This window comes from Collinsella aerofaciens, from assembly GCF_039758965.1.
Taxonomy (GTDB): domain Bacteria; phylum Actinomycetota; class Coriobacteriia; order Coriobacteriales; family Coriobacteriaceae; genus Collinsella; species Collinsella aerofaciens_BR.
The window spans coordinates 1-14,802 of record NZ_JBDMSL010000020.1 but is presented as its reverse complement, the minus strand read 5'-3'; the positions used below and the strand labels follow the sequence as shown (position 1 = coordinate 14,802).

13 protein-coding genes are annotated in these 14,802 nt (G+C 61.3%); 7 read left to right on the top strand and 6 right to left on the bottom strand.

Annotated features, from left to right (window positions below; all coding sequences use genetic code 11):
* Positions 1-33: 33 nt before the first annotated feature.
* The 4 genes from ABHU32_RS07505 (at position 34) to ABHU32_RS07490 (ending at position 6,274) form a co-directional block, all read left to right on the top strand.
* Positions 34-1,944, top strand: coding sequence for a U32 family peptidase (locus ABHU32_RS07505; RefSeq protein ID WP_346979539.1), 1,911 nt, complete (start codon positions 34-36; stop codon positions 1,942-1,944).
* A 97-nt stretch (positions 1,945-2,041) separates the two neighbouring features.
* A complete protein-coding gene (tyrS, locus tag ABHU32_RS07500; protein WP_346979538.1) occupies positions 2,042-3,253 on the top strand; it encodes a tyrosine--tRNA ligase in 1,212 nt (403 codons plus the stop codon).
* 279 nt (positions 3,254-3,532) lie between these two features.
* On the top strand, positions 3,533-5,353 hold the full coding sequence (locus ABHU32_RS07495; RefSeq protein ID WP_346979537.1) for an adenine deaminase: 1,821 nt from the start codon (positions 3,533-3,535) through the stop codon (positions 5,351-5,353).
* 126 nt (positions 5,354-5,479) lie between these two features.
* Positions 5,480-6,274 carry a Cof-type HAD-IIB family hydrolase gene (locus tag ABHU32_RS07490; protein WP_346979536.1) on the top strand — a complete coding sequence of 265 codons (795 nt, stop codon included), beginning with the start codon at positions 5,480-5,482 and terminating at the stop codon, positions 6,272-6,274.
* A gap of 108 nt (positions 6,275-6,382) precedes the next feature.
* Here the strand turns inward: ABHU32_RS07490 and ABHU32_RS07485 are convergent, their stop codons facing one another.
* From ABHU32_RS07485 to ABHU32_RS07460, 6 genes are all read right to left on the bottom strand, one after another.
* Positions 6,383-7,225, bottom strand: coding sequence for a Cof-type HAD-IIB family hydrolase (locus ABHU32_RS07485; RefSeq protein WP_346979535.1), 843 nt, complete (start codon positions 7,223-7,225; stop codon positions 6,383-6,385).
* Between the two features lie 87 nt (positions 7,226-7,312).
* Positions 7,313-8,731, bottom strand: a complete 1,419-nt coding sequence (locus ABHU32_RS07480; protein WP_346979534.1) for a citrate synthase — start codon at positions 8,729-8,731, stop codon at positions 7,313-7,315.
* Positions 8,732-8,808: 77 nt separating this feature from the next.
* A complete protein-coding gene (locus ABHU32_RS07475; RefSeq protein WP_006235289.1) occupies positions 8,809-9,096 on the bottom strand; it encodes an ACT domain-containing protein in 288 nt (95 codons plus the stop codon).
* A 396-nt stretch (positions 9,097-9,492) separates the two neighbouring features.
* Positions 9,493-10,200 carry a site-specific integrase gene (locus ABHU32_RS07470; RefSeq protein ID WP_346979553.1) on the bottom strand — a complete coding sequence of 236 codons (708 nt, stop codon included), beginning with the start codon at positions 10,198-10,200 and terminating at the stop codon, positions 9,493-9,495.
* Positions 10,201-10,218: 18 nt separating this feature from the next.
* A complete protein-coding gene (locus ABHU32_RS07465; RefSeq protein WP_006235292.1) occupies positions 10,219-10,470 on the bottom strand; it encodes a helix-turn-helix domain-containing protein in 252 nt (83 codons plus the stop codon).
* Positions 10,471-10,479: 9 nt separating this feature from the next.
* Positions 10,480-10,992 carry a hypothetical protein gene (locus ABHU32_RS07460; protein WP_346979533.1) on the bottom strand — a complete coding sequence of 171 codons (513 nt, stop codon included), beginning with the start codon at positions 10,990-10,992 and terminating at the stop codon, positions 10,480-10,482.
* 134 nt (positions 10,993-11,126) lie between these two features.
* On the opposite strand from ABHU32_RS07460, the gene ABHU32_RS07455 reads away from it, so the two are divergent.
* The 3 genes from ABHU32_RS07455 to ABHU32_RS07445 form a co-directional block, all read left to right on the top strand.
* The gene (locus ABHU32_RS07455; RefSeq protein ID WP_346979532.1) at positions 11,127-13,349 is read left to right on the top strand and encodes a hypothetical protein; all 2,223 of its coding nucleotides are present in this window, start codon (positions 11,127-11,129) and stop codon (positions 13,347-13,349) included.
* On the top strand, positions 13,346-14,095 hold the full coding sequence (locus tag ABHU32_RS07450; RefSeq protein ID WP_117638119.1) for an ABC transporter ATP-binding protein: 750 nt from the start codon (positions 13,346-13,348) through the stop codon (positions 14,093-14,095). Before ABHU32_RS07455 ends, ABHU32_RS07450 begins: the two co-directional genes overlap by 4 nt.
* Before the next feature lie 279 nt (positions 14,096-14,374).
* Positions 14,375-14,802 (top strand): hypothetical protein (locus ABHU32_RS07445; RefSeq protein WP_346979531.1); only part of this gene is annotated, 428 nt, incomplete at its 3' end.

The window sequence follows — 14,802 nt, the reverse complement described above, 5'->3', positions numbered from 1 at the left end:
GGACAATATGGGAGGAAGCCAGGGGCTGCCGGGATGGCGCTGCCCGAGCTGTTGGCGCCTGCGGGCGGGCTCGATCAGATGCTCGCTGCCATCGCGGCGGGCGCCGATGCCATCTATGCGGGCCTGGGCGGGTTTAACGCTCGCGTGAGCGCACGCGGCTTTACCGACGACGAGTTTTTGCGCGGCTGCGCCGCGGCGCATGCGCACGGCGTGCGTGTATACGTGACACTCAACGTGTTTGTGTTCGATGACGAGTTGGCCGACGCGGTGGCGCTGGGGGCGCACGCACATGAGTTGGGTGCCGATGCCCTGATCGTGGCGGATGCCGGTCTGGCCTGCGCGTTGCGCGCGGCGATTCCCGGGGTCGAGATTCACCTGTCCACGCAGGCGGGCGTCCATAGCGAAGGCGCCGTGCGCCTGGCTGCCGACGAGCTCGGGGTCGAGCGCGTGACGACCGCCCGCGAGCTGGCGGTCGACGAGATTGCCGCCCTGTGTGCTGTCGGCGTGCCTATCGAGGTGTTCTGCCACGGAGCGATTTGCATTGGATATTCGGGCGCCTGCGAGTTTTCGGCCCTGCGGCGTGGGCGATCGGCGATGCGCGGCGACTGTACGCAGCCGTGCCGCTTGGCGTACGACCTGGTGGACGAGGCGGGGGAGAGCGTCGTTTCCGTGGAGGGCGATCGTCTGCTGTGCCCGCGTGACTATCTGGGCATTGCGTACCTGCCCGAGCTTGTTGGGGCCGGGGTGGTGTCGCTCAAGATCGAGGGGCGCATGAAAAACCCCGACTACGTGTTCAACGTGGTGCGGGTGTGGCGTCGTGCACTCGATATGCTGCGCGATGGCACGTGGGATGCCGCTGCCGTATCGGCGCTCGAGCGCGAATTGGGCAGGTCGTTCAACCGTGGATTTACCGACGCGTATCTGCGGGGGCGTTCGGGCGCCGAGCTCATGAGCTTTGAGCGTGCGATTAACCAGGGCGTGCGCGTGGGCCACTTGGTGACGGTGGGTCACGAAGAGGTGACCGTCGAGCTCGATGCTGCCGTGGCCGCGGGCGACACGCTCGAGATTCGTTTCTATCCGGGTGCCGATGCACGTCCCGATGTGCCCAAACGCTGGCCCCAGGTGCCCTGCCCGGTGGACGCGGCGGCAGGGGAGCGCATTGTCGTGCACTGCAAGCGTAAGGTGGATGCGGGATGCGAGGTGTACCTGATCCGCAGCGCCGGCGTGTTGGAGCAGACGGCGACGGCGCTGGAGCGCATGCGGGTCGAGGCGGACGCGGTCGTACCCGTTCCACGAGCCGTTGAGATGCTGCCCTTTGAGGGCGCCGTGGCTGTTGGCGACGTGCCCGAGGCGGCGTTGACGGAGCCGTCGGAAAAGGGGGCTTCCGCTCGCATGGTTTTTGCCTGGCAGCTGATGGATGCCGACCCGTGTGGCGAGCGCGATCTGTCCGATGCGACCGTGGTGCTCGACGAGGTCTGTCGCGCAGCCGATGCCTCGCGTATCCGCTCGCTTATGCGGCGTGCCGGGCGCGTCGTCTGCCGTAATCTGGGACAGGTGGCGATGGCGCGTGAGCTGGGCGTGGCGTTTGACGTTGCGGCACCGGTGTTTTGCGCGAACCGGGTTACGCTTGCCTGGCTACGCGGGCTCGGCGCGGGCCGTGTGTATTTGCCTGCCGAGCTTGTCGCCGACGACGCGGAGCGTGTTGCCGAGCTTGCCGCTTGCCCCGGTGTCTTGGGGCCTGTCGACGCCGACCGCCCCGAGCTCATGGTGTGCGAGCACTGCTTGCTGACCGCCGAGGGCGCCTGCGCCACGGATGTGACGGGGCAGGTCCGTTGCCGTGACTGCTCGCGCCGCCAGCAGGCGCGCTTTTTGGTCGAACGTGACGGCACGCGTTTGCCGGTCGTTATCGACGCGTGCGGCAGGACGAGGATTTTCCTGTCGTAGGTGTTCGGCCGCGCCGTTTTGGTTATTATTAGTGGGTTTATGAACTTCGAGCACCGCCGTATCCGGTGAGGGTGCTATAGCAAAAGGAGGATACCCAATGCTGTCTGTCGACGAGCAAATGCGTATCATCACCTCGGGCGCAGCGCAGATCGTCCCCGAGGCCGACCTTCGCAAGAAGCTTGAGAAGGGCGAGCCCCTCAACATCAAGCTCGGCGTCGATCCCACCAGCCCCGACCTGCACCTGGGCCATGCCGTGCCCCTGCGCAAGATGCGTCAGTTCCAGGACCTGGGCCACAACGTCACCCTCATCATCGGTAACGGCACCGCACTGATCGGCGATCCTTCGGGCAAGAACTCCACCCGCCCGCAGCTTTCGCAGGAGCAGATCGAGGCCAACGCCGAGACCTACGTGAGCCAGGCCATGAAGATCCTGGATCCCGAGAAGACCACCATCGTGCACAACGGCGACTGGATCCTGTCGATGGATCTGGCCGGCCTGCTGCAGGTGTGCTCCAAGTTCACCGTCGCCCGCATCCTCGAGCGCGATGACTTTACCAAGCGCTACCAGTCCCAGACGCCGATCGCCCTGCACGAGTTCCTGTACCCCGTGATGCAGGCCTTCGACTCCGTTCAGATCAAGGCCGACGTGGAGATGGGCGGCACCGACCAGCTCTTCAACCTGCTCGCTGGTCGCGAGCTCATGGAGAAGATGGGCATGGAGCCGCAGATTGCGCTTACCATGCCGCTGCTCGAGGGCACCGATGGCGTGCGCAAGATGTCCAAGTCCTACGGCAACTACATTGGCCTGACCGATGCTCCCAAGGATATGTTCGGCAAGACCATGTCCATCCCCGACGAGATGATCGGCAAGTACTATCGTCTGGCCAGCTCGCTCACCCCGGCCGAGGTCGACAAGATCGACGCCGCCCTGGCCGACGGTTCCGCCGACCCCTATGAGCTCAAGCGCGCGCTGGGCCGCGACCTGTGCGACACCTATCACGGTGCCGGCGCCGGTGACGAGGCTCAGGCCGAGTTCGACCGCGTGTTCAAGGAGGGCCAGCTTGCCGACTTCCCCGAGAAGCATGTCGAGCTGACCGTCAACGACGAGGGCCAGATCTACCTCGCAGGCCTGCTTAAGGACCTGGGCCTTTCGGCGAGCGCCGGCCAGGCCCGTCGTGACATTGACGGCGGCGGCGTCAAGATCAACGGCAAGGCCGTGGCTCCCAAGAGCTATAACATCGACCCCAGCGCCCTCAAGCCGGGCGACACCCTCTCCGTAGGCAAGCGCAAGGGCTTTAAGTTGGTCTAGCAAGTAGGTCAACCTAACATGTGCAATAGGGCCGCAGCCGGAACTCCCGACTGCGGCCTTTTGAGTTGCGGTGAAATAGTTCCTAAAAATGCCATACGGGCGCCCAGGCAGGAACTATTCCACCGCAACTTTTTTCTCCGTCCCCAAGGGATCATTTGGCGGTGCCGTTAAGCGGATGGGATGTTAGCGGGACCTTCTTTTGGGCATACAATTGCTATTGGCTTGCTGTGGTGAAGGCTCGTCCGCTCCGCAGCGTTTTCTACGGTTAAAGGAGTATGTATGTCCGTTGAGGTCATGAGGTCTGTGATCGAGGCCGCCGAGGGTCGCGTGCCCGTCGACACGCTGTTTACCAATGCACAGATTGTCGACGTATATGGCCAGCGCGTGGCGCCTGGTAGCGTTGCCGTCAAGGATGGCGTAATCGTCGGCGTGCTCTACGACGGCCGCGACGATGCCGCCGGCACCTACGAGGCGACCGAGGTCATTGACTGCCAGGGTCGCTATATCGCCCCCGGCTTTATCGACGGACATCTGCATATCGAGTCCTCGAACATCCGTCCAGCCGAGTATGCGCGTATGGCGGCGACGCGTGGCACCACCACTGCCATTGCCGACAGCCACGAGATCGCCAACGTAGCGGGGCTCGACGGCCTGCGCTTTATGATCGAGGACGGTCGTCGCGTGCCCATTTCCATCAAGTATATGATGCCCTCGTGCGTGCCCGCGCTGCCCGACGAGCAGGCCGGTGCCGTTATTTCGGCTGCCGATATGCAGGCGTTTTTTGCCGAGCATCCAGGCGATGTCTTTGGTCTGGGCGAAATGATGAACCTGCCGGGCGTCTTTATGGCCGACCCCGAGACCTGTGCTCGCATCGATGCTGCCAACCAGACGCCGTCCAAGCAGGTCGACGGCCATGCGCCGCTCGTTGCCGGTAAGGACCTCAACGCCTATGCCGCAGCGGGCATTATCGCCGACCACGAGTCGACGATTCCCGAGGAGGCGCTCGACAAGCTATCCCGCGGCATGTATGTGATGCTGCGTGAGGGCACGTGCAGCCACGACTTGGCCAATTTGTCCCCGATGCTGCTGGAGAATCCCGCGCGCGCCCGCCGCTGCTGCTTTGCGACTGACGACCGCGCCCCTTCCGATGCGCTTGCGACCGGCATGATCGACAATGCCTGCCGCGTGGCGATTGAGGCCGGTATCGACCCCGTGGTCGCTATCTCCATGGCGTCCCTCTCCACGGCCGAGGCGTTTGGCCTGGACCACGGTTGCCGCGACCCGCACGAACTGCGTGGCGCCATCGCCCCGGGCAAGCGTGCCGACCTGCTGGTGCTCAATGACCTGACGTTTGCCACGGCTCCGCATCGCGTATATGCCGCCGGTGCTCTGGTGGCGCAGGACGGCACCTTTGTGGGCGAGATCGCACCCGAGATGGCCGAGGTCGCAGCGCTTGCCGATGAACTGCGTGCTTCCGTTAAACTGCCGAAGCTATCGCTCGACGTGTTCGACTATGCCTTTAAGCCGGGCGAGGCCGTGATCGACGTGGTGCCGGGTAAGGCCATCACGGGTATGGCTCGCCCCGAGAACGCCGAGGGCCTGCGCCGCATTATGCTGATTGAGCGCCACGGCCGCGGCGTGTCACTGCAGGCCGAGGGCGCCGACGGCGACGGCCCCGCTGGCCTGGGTCTTGTTGGCAAGCACATCGGTCGCGGCTGGGTGCGCGGCTTTACCATCACGGGCGGCGCCATTGCCTCTACGATCGGCCACGACTCGCACAACGTGTGCGTGGTGGGCGACAACGCGGCCGATATGATGGCCGCCGTTGAGGCCGTGGGCCAGGGCGGCCACGTGCTGGTGTGCAACGGCGAGGTCGTGGCGCGTATTCCGCTGGCACTCGGCGGTCTGATGAGCGAGGGCACTGCCGAAGACGTCGCCGCGCAACACGACGACTTTATGGTCAAGGCGCGCGCCATGGGTATTGAGCCGCCGCTCGACCCCATCATGGGCATCATCTTCCTGCCCCTGCCGGTGATCCCGACGCTCCGCATCCGCCCTGAGGGCATGTTCGACGTCACGACCTTCACCTACGCCGACTAGTCATTGGGGACGTTCTTAAACGACTAGTTGTAACGTTTGCGCCCGCGGAGTCTTATCTGAGCTCCCTTTGGGTACGTTGGAATCGGATACACGTTCGATTCCAACAAGCCCGAAGGGAGCTTTTCTATGTTTAAACTGATTGCATCCGATATGGACGGCACGTTGCTTGACGAAAACGGCCAGGTGCCTCCCGAGACCTACGAACTGATTCTGGCGCTACACGAGCATGGCGTGCATTTCGCCGCATCGTCAGGCCGCCGCTACGATCGCCTGTGCGAGTTCTTTGCGCCCGTTCGCGACAAGATGGACTTTGTCGCAGCTAACGGTGCCCAGGTCTACGCCGACGGCAAAATGGTAGACCGCGAGGTATATTCGCACCTGGCGATTCGAAAGCTCGCCCAGGCCGTCGCGACGTTTCCCAATCTGCATCTTGCGCTCTTCGACCGAACCAAGTCCTTTTTGCTCGATGACGAGTGCAAGTTTGTGCGTGAGGTCGATAAAGACCTTCCCAATGCCGAGCGCATTTGGGAGCTGCCCGAGCCCAGCGTAAATATCATCAAGGCGAGTATCTTTTGCGACGACGGTGCCGTTATGGACAGTGCGTACGTGCTGCAGCGCGAACTCGGTCAGCTCTTTACTTTCGCGCCTTCGGGCAACGCGTGGATCGACGCCATGCAGCCCGGCGTGTCGAAGGCCTCGGGCATCGCGCAGCTCGCGGAGCATTACGGCATTGGGCGCGACGAGGTCATGGCGTTTGGCGACTCGATGAACGATTACGAGATCATTCGCTTTGTCGGCACGGGTTGTGCGATGGAAAATGCACGCCCCGCGCTCAAGGCCGTTGCCGATCGCGTGGTGGGGCGCAACCGCGACCACGCCGTCCAGCAGGAGCTCCGCCACGTTTTGGAGAGCCTCGCCTGATCCGGCAGTTGGGGACGTTCCTTTTCCGCCGGCAGTGGGGGACAGTCCTTGCAACTTTTTCGCGAAGAGTGTCCCCAGTGACTAGTCGTTTAAGAACGTCCCCAATGACTAGGCGAGGGCAGCCATGATGGCGCGGGCGACGCCGTCGTGGTCGTTATCGTATTCGGTGATGGCGTCGGCGGCGTCGCGGTCCTCGGGCTCGGCGTTGATCATGGCCATGCCATGGCCCGCCGCCTGCAGCATGGGGATGTCGTTGATGTTGTCGCCGAAGGCCCAGGCGTCGGCAAGACGCTCGCCCAGATGCCCGCATAGCCAAGCCAATGCCGTTCCCTTGGTGGCGCCCTCGCCCATGACCTCGATATTCATGGCGTACGAACGCGTGACCTCAATGCCTCCGAGCGTTTCGAGCTCCGCCGCGATGGCGTCGCGATCGGCCGGGTCGTGCCAGTACATGGCGATGCGTTCGAGCGTCTCGACCTCGTCGATCTTGCTGTCGATATCCATGTCGATCGGCGTTCGTGTGCGCTTGAGCGAAGCCGCGATGTGGGGGTCGCCGCCGCAGAATTCGTCCAGGCGCGTGTAGAGCGAGCGGGGAAGGAAGCACTGCCCGTCCGCGAAGATATCGAAGGTGACGTCATGGCCGGCGGCGATGCGATGGACGCGGTGGGCGATGGCACGGTCGAGCGGTCGGCTCAAAATGCGCGTAGCGTGTGAAGTATCGGTGGGCGTACCGTCGTCGAGCTGCCAGACGCTGGCACCGTTGGCGCAGACCGCGTAGTGTACGGCGGGGTGGGCGAGGATGGGCTCAAAGATACCCGACAGCGGGCGCCCCGTGCAGGGCACAAACTCAATACCGCGGCGCGCAAGCTCGTCGAGCATCGCCCAGGTGGCGTCGCTCATCTGCTTATCACTCGTCAGCAGTGTTCCATCCATATCGGAAAACACAATCATTCGTTGCGATCCTTTCTACTGGCATAAAAAGCGTGGCCGAGGGCGGTGATGCCCTGGCCACGTTCGGGTTCTATAACGGTCCGCGTCTTAGCGATCGGCGAGCGGCTTGTACTCCAGCGGATCGATCACCGGACGGTATGCCGGGCGGATGATGCGATGCGCGCAGAAGAGCTCTTCCATGCGGTGCGCCGACCAGCCGGCCATGCGGGCGACGGCGAACAGCGGCGTAAAGAGCGTCTCGGGCACGCCGAGCATCTTGTAGATAAAGCCCGTGTACAGGTCGATGTTGGCGCAGATGGGCTTGGTCATGCCGTGATCACGCATTACTTGCGGGGCCAGGCGCTCGATACGCTCGATGAGCGCGAACTCCTCGCCCAGGTCCTTCTTGGCGGCAAGCGTGCGCGCGTAACGGCGGCACACCTCGGCACGCGGGTCGCTCAGCGTGTAGACGGCGTGGCCCATACCGTAGATGAGGCCCGTGCCGTCGAAGGCCTGCTTGTCGAGGATCTTGCCCAGGTAGGCTGCGACCTCGTCCTCGTCCTCCCAATTGGAAACATGCGCACGGATGTCCTCGTGCATGGACACGACCTTGGCGTTGGCGCCGCCGTGGCGCGGGCCCTTGAGCGAGCCGATGGCCGCGGCGTAGGCGGAATACGGGTCGGTGGCCGAGGAGGACAGCACACGGCAGGCGAACGTGGAGTTGTTGCCGCCGCCGTGCTCGGCATGCAGCATGAGCATCACGTCGAGCAGCATGGCTTCGTCGCGGGTGAATGCCATACCGCCGCGCAACACCTGCAGGATGGTCTCGGCGGTGGAGAGGCCGGGTGTGGGGTGCGGTACATGAACCTCGGAGCCGCGGCGTTTGGCGACCGAGGCCATATGCGCGAAGGCGGCGATGCGGGGGAGACGGGCGAGCATTGAGATGGCGACGTCGATTTCGTGCTCGGGTGTAATGGCGTCGGGCTCGGCGTCGAAGGCGTAGAGCAGCAGCACGGCGCGCTGAAGCACATTCATGATGCTCGACGACACCGTGGTCATGGGGAACTCGCGGACGTATTCGTCGCTCAGATGCCTAAAAGCACCCAGGCGTTCGCAAAAACCGTCGAGTTCCTCTTTGGTGGGCAGCGAGCCCGTGATGAGCAGGTAGGCGACCTCTTCGTAGCCATAGCGATCCTCGGCCTGGGCGTTGTTGACCAGGTCTTCGATGCTGTAGCCACGAAGCGTGAGTTTGCCCTGATCGGGCACGACCTTTCCGTCGACCTTGTTGTAGCCATGCACATCCGAGATACGGGTGAGACCCGCGACCACGCCCGAGCCGTCGGCATTGCGCAGGCCGCGCTTGACGTTGTGCTCTACGAACAGGTCCTCGTCGTACGGGGCGGTCGGCAGGCCGTGGTAGAGGTTTTCGCTTTCGGGCGAAATCTGACGGCTCGCCTCGTAATCCAGAACCAGGCGGCTCAGGTGATCGTCGAAGCGGTAGTAGATTTTCTTGGCGTCGTAGGCCATGCGCGCTCCTCTCCGGTCCGCTTTGGGGCCGCGCGCTTGGACGATATGACGTCAAGCTGCCCCGAGCGGCTTGTTCGCTACAGGCGGTACATAAAGTTAAAGACGTCCTCGCGCTGAATGGACACGTTGACGCCCGAAAGCTCGCCGGCCTCGGCCAGCGCCTTCTGCAGCTCGGCGAAGTCGAGCTTGGACTCGGCGGTATCGGCCAGCATGGTCATGGTGAAGATGTCCTCGATAATGGACTGCGTGATGTCGCGGATGTCGACGTTGGCCTCGCCTAGGACACGGGTGACGCCGGCGACGATGCCGGGGCGGTTCTTGCCAAGGACGGTGATGACGATACGGGAGGACGAGATCTCGGCCATGGGAAACCCTTTCGCGTGATTGCGGCGCGCGCGGGGCGCTCCGCTACGGTACAGTGTTCATCATTGTACCTGTCTGGCGCAAAAAAGGCGCGCTCGCTGCGGCGTTACATGCCTGCAACATGAGCGTAAGGGGGAAGGCCGTACGGGGAAGAGCCGTCTTGCGCGTGTCCGGCTCGTGTTGGGTTGATTTCCGATCTCAGCCGAACACATTGAGCGGACAGGCCGTTCCCGCAGTCAGCCGAACGCCTCCGACGGCTGATTCCGAACTGGAAGCGGAGGGCATCCCCGCCCTTCGGTAGGGGATACCGCTCCGCGGCGCATGCCGCGGGCGGCGCCCCTATCGGACCACCGTGACCTCAGTTGGGATGGGCCCAGCACTGCCGCGTACTCGGTGAGCTAGAGCCAACTGTTCGTCTTCACGTCGCGTATGGCGATATTTCGGTCGTCCGGCTCGGTGATGCCGTAGCCGAACGCCTGGAGCGTCTCGATGGACTCCTGGATCCTCTGTTGGAACATGGGACCCGGATCGACCCTCGGCCCGAGGTGCCCGCGCCAAAGGCACGGCGTGGCGCGCAGCATGTTATGGATTTTGGAGATGGGCTCGATGTCGGCGTAGACGTTGAGCGTCGCCATGGTGTCCTTGTGGCCGAGGATCGATTGGAGCGCCTTGATATCGCCGCCTTGGCGGATCCACTGCGTTGCGAACGTGTGGCGAAGGCCGTGGAACGTGATCAGCTCGTCGTTGGTGCCCATGAGGCCGTTGGTCTCCGAGAACGTCTTGAACGCCCTGCGGATATAGCTTGTCGTCGCGAAGGTCGCGCCCGGCTCCGACAGGATGTAGCAGTCCCCGATCTCGACCGCCCCGGTAAGGCCGCGCAAGCGCAGCTTTCCGCAGTCGATCTCGTGGGTCTCCTTCAGGAAGGGGAGTAGGCCGACCGGGTCGATGGGGATACCCCTGGCGTCATGGGTCTTGGTGTCCTTGATGAACGAACCCATTCCCTTCGCGTACGCCACCGAGTGTTTGATCGAGATCAGGCCCGTCTCGAAATCCACATCGCACCACCGAAGGCCGCAGACCTCGCCGATTCGCATCCCCGTGTGCAGGGCGAGTACGACCGCCCTCTAATCCTCGGCGGACCAATCGAGTCCGAACTCCTTTCGGGCATCCTCTTCGCTCATGACTTCGAGAAGGTCTCCGGGTTGGCAACGAAGGGCGAGGCATAGCTGCTCGAGTGTGTTGAAGCGAATGCCGCGAATATGCCCTTTTTTAATACGGGACAGGTTCACGGGCGTGGTTCCAATCCTTTCGGCAAGTTCGTTCGAGGAAATCTTTCGCTCGGCCATGATCTTGTCGAGGCGAACAATTACGGGCATGGCGTTTCCTTACGCAATCTCGTCGGAGTCGAGGTACAGCTCTCGGGCGTACAAGAAGAGCTGGGAAAGCATGAACAGGACGATGCCGAGAACCAGAGAGGTCCAATCGAATGATGAAGCGATCTCTTGGGCGCCGACGGCCCCCTCGCCGCCAAACATCGAAACGGAGGTTTTGAGTGGGCCGGCGTAGAGGCTGGTGGCAGCTTGAACAACGAAGAGAATGCCGAGCACCTTCAAGCATGTCGCAGACCCTTTCTTGAAGGGGTCTCCGCTCTTGATCGTCCACACGAGAACGGCGCTGAGGATGGTCGTAGCGATACCGATGACGGCAGGGACCAATGTCGAGATCGCAAGGGCTGGATACGCGGGGGAGTCTGCAATTACAGGGTTGTCGAGCACTTCGATTGCTGGCTTTAAGGAGAACGCCACTTGTGCGATGGCGGTGGCGCAAAGGGTCGCAGAGGCTATCGCACATGCGATGCGGAAGGAATGAAGCCGGGGAGTGCGATTGTCGGAACTCATAATAACCTCCGAAGAATTTAAAAAACTCAGGTTACTTTTTAACAGTTTATGTTAAATTGACTTTGCCGGCAAGTAATAAGGCCGAGCATTTTGTTCGGCCCCTCTGTTCCGACTGGATGAGGTTAAGGTTGGCGATGAATATGCTCAAAATCTCGAAGGCGATCTTTAGGTCGCTTCTCTCCTCCAGGTCGCTCTGTGTTGTCGTTGTTGCGTTGATGGTTCTTTGTGCTCTGCCCGTCTTCAGGAGCGCGGCTGGCATCGACGGACGGGTCGAATACCTCGAGTCGGGAATAACCCGTGTTGAGCAGGAATTGTCAGCATCCTATGCGGATGCGCTTGTGAATGCGGGGGAGGACGGTGTCTATACCTCTTCATCAAGCATGCCCGCGCTTCTGTACCCTCTTGCCGCGGGACGTCTTATCTTGGCACCGCTCTCTCCCCTACTTCCGTTTCTGCAGATATCGGATGGAGAGTACACCTATTATGACGGATCGAAGGAGTACTTGCTATGGGTCGCAACGGCCGTTGCCGTCTCGTTCCTTGCCGCGCGTCTTAACAAACGTGAAAAGCTCATCATCCAGGCACCGATGGGCGAGCTGGGTAGACTTGTTGCATCGAGCGTATGGGCGAGTGTTTTTGCAATGCTTGCCGTCCTCGCCATCAATCTTCCAGGGATAATCGCCGCGCTTGTGAAGAATGGCCCGGGCTCGTCGTTCTATCCGATAGGCTACATTCAATATGCGACTCCGGTTATCAAACCGGCTTGGCTGGTGTTCGCGCAGACGGCCATCTTGCAATTCTTGGTGGCAGCGTTCATCTCGCTTGTCGTTCACCTTGCCGTGAAGATTGCCAATAACCCTACGCTTGGAATCGTGTTCGTATGTGCCCTGATGGGGGTGACGATGGTTCCCGGGTATTACGGAAGATCCATCGCTTTACGTGAGTTCGCCCTGTTGAATCCCCTTACGTATGCGAACACTGAGTTGACCGTCGGCGCCTATAGCCCGTACCCGACAACGCAGATAGTGAATCTGCCTGGACTTTGCTTCGAGCGTGGCGCGATTGCCCTCGTATGCGCAATCGGGATCGAGGTGCTGGCAATTAGCCTGCTTTGCGTTGCTGGAAAGAGCGGCTGCGCGTGCCCGATATCCCCGATTTGTCTTGAGAGAGGTTCCTTCATTGCATCGAGAACGGCAACTCGTTCGAGCGCTTGTGCCTCCGCCGTTGCATACGTAAGAACGATGGGGAAACTGCTCCTGCGTTCTCCTACCCTCGCCGTATGCGCGATTGCAATGTCGACGACGATGCTGGCCCCGGCTCTGGTCGAGATGTTTCCTGACGCTGATAACGTTTCCGCTGTTCGGTATAGGGATGGGGAGCTCCGTTCAATAGATCGGTATCTAGAGCAGAACGCTGCGAATATGGACGTCGAGGGCAAAGCGGCCCTGGAAGACATGCGGGATGCTCTTTCGGGTTTCGTGTACGCGCCTATGCCTGCGGAGGGGTTTCGAAGCCTTGCGACGTACGAGCGCGCTCGAGGTGAGCTGGGCGCGGCAGATGCGACTCTCCTGCAATCGATCGGAATCGAGCCGGAGACTCCTTCTCGTGCGGAGGCGCGCGCCCTTCTGCTTGAGTCGATCGCGAGCTTGCCGGACCCCAAGGTTTACGAGTTAAGTACGAAGATGCCCCCATTAATCCTCCTTTCGTATCTCCAGGCAGCGCTTCCCTCCTTATTTTTGCTGTTGCCCGTGGTTGTCACATCGCTCGCGTGCACCCACCTGCAGTGTCGTTCCCTTCTGGTTCTCCAGATCCCCGCAACAGCGCATGTGCGTTTTCTGACGGCTGTTGCGCTGGCTCTCCTGCTTGGCTTGGTGCTGCTTTTGGTGTCGATGGTTCCCGCTGTCGTTGTGTCCGTGATTAAGAACGGTGCGGGTGGATCGGAGTATTCCGTCGCTCTCATTCGGGCGGGAGCTTCGACAACGTCCACGGTGGGGGAGGCGGTGTTGTGCAGTATTCCGTTGCTGGTCATGGCATACGGCGTGATTTCCGTCGTCGCTGCGTTGACAGCGGCGATTAGCCGCAACCCCGTTGTCACCGGAATGGTTTGCGCGGTTCTCTTGGTGTTGGGTTCGTTGAGCGCTCATGTTGAAAGCGTGGGCATGGGCGTCGCGCTGCTGGCTCCATTCGCCTCGTTTGATTCCGCTTCCCAGGTGGGGACGATTGGGTTCCTTGGGCGAGGGACGAACGCGATGCCTTTTGGAGAGGTCGTCGGCGCATCGGGCGCTCTGCTGGTGGTCTTGGGCGCCGTATCTCCGTTGATGGTGCGCCTGAGTGTTCCAAAGATCGAAAGGGGATGATCTCGATGATTGACCTTCAAACGCTGACGATCTCTTATGGAAAGAAGGTGCTCGTAGATTCGGTGAACGCTGAGTTTGCCCCGGGTACGGTCTACGGTCTCGTCGCTCCGAACGGGCATGGAAAGACGACGTTGCTGCGTGCGATGGCAGGTTTGCCGGGTCCTCGCGTGGACGGGAGCATCGTTCTGGATGAGGTGCAGGGTACGGGTGCGAGAGAGGTCCGTTCTATGATCTTCTATGCACCTGGTGAGGGGACGCTGCTGTATCCCGGATTGCGTGCGGAAGATCACCTCAAGATGGTTTGCGATATGTGGCCGCATGCTCGCGATATCGAAGAGATAGTGGAACAAACGCAGATAGGCGAGTTCGCGAAGATGAGGATCTGCACTCTGAGCCAGGGCATGAAGCAGCAGCTTACCCTGGCGATTGCGTATGCGACGGGCGCGCGGTACCTTCTATTAGATGAGCCCATGAACGCGCTCGACCCCAGCAGGGTGGACTTGCATTCCGAGATTCTCAGGAAGCTGGCCGATTCTGGTACGTGCATCATCATGTCATCCCACATCTTGGATTCGGTCGATAGGCTGTGCGATGAGATTCTGTTTTTGAAGGATGGGAGGCTCATTAGAAGCATTCCGCAAGATGATGCTGCGCCGAAGTCTCCTGGATCCCATTTCGCAAAGCCTGCCGGACGCGCCGAGGGTGCGCTAAGCACGTATCGGCGACTTTACGAAAAGGGCGGGTAGAAATGCAAGTTAAAAATCTATGTGGCCAATGTGATACCGTTGAACCCGCGTATCGATACCGTTCAGTCATTCGCCTCGCCCCCGTCGCACGTATCTTCATCCGGTCTGTTACTTTTAATCTAACGATTCTTTGAGGAATGCAGGTGCTTCTGAATGTACTGTCGACTTCTTCTCAAACTAATCCTAAGAGACAAGGCCGTATGGATTTGTACGCTCGTTCTCGCTGCAGCCTTTTCCGTCCCCATTGCGTTCAATTCACCCATCTACGGGCCCTTCTTTATGAAGCAGGGCATGCAGGGCTTTGTCGACGCATTCAATACGCGCGCGCCCCAGGCCAGCGGCACAGACCTATCTCCAGAGCAGCAAGCTGACGCGGAGCTTGCAAGATACGCGAACGCCGCCCTCGCCGCTCAAACCGACGCCGCCTTTCTCGACTCTGCCGAGAGCTACTACGCGCTCATGGACGAGGGCTTCCAATCCGGGTCCATCGTGGGGGACCAGGAGACCAATGACGCAGAGCTCGCATATTGCCGCGCTCTGAGCAGCTCCGGCATCGCGGATATCCCGGCCTCCGCAAACGACCTGCCGTTCCTCTCCTTCCTGCCCTACGCCATTGCCCAGGCGCCGTCCTTCCTTCCCTTCATCCCCTTCCTTCTCTCGTCGATACTCGTGCTCGGCGCCACAAGGCCCGGGACCCTGGCGGCAAA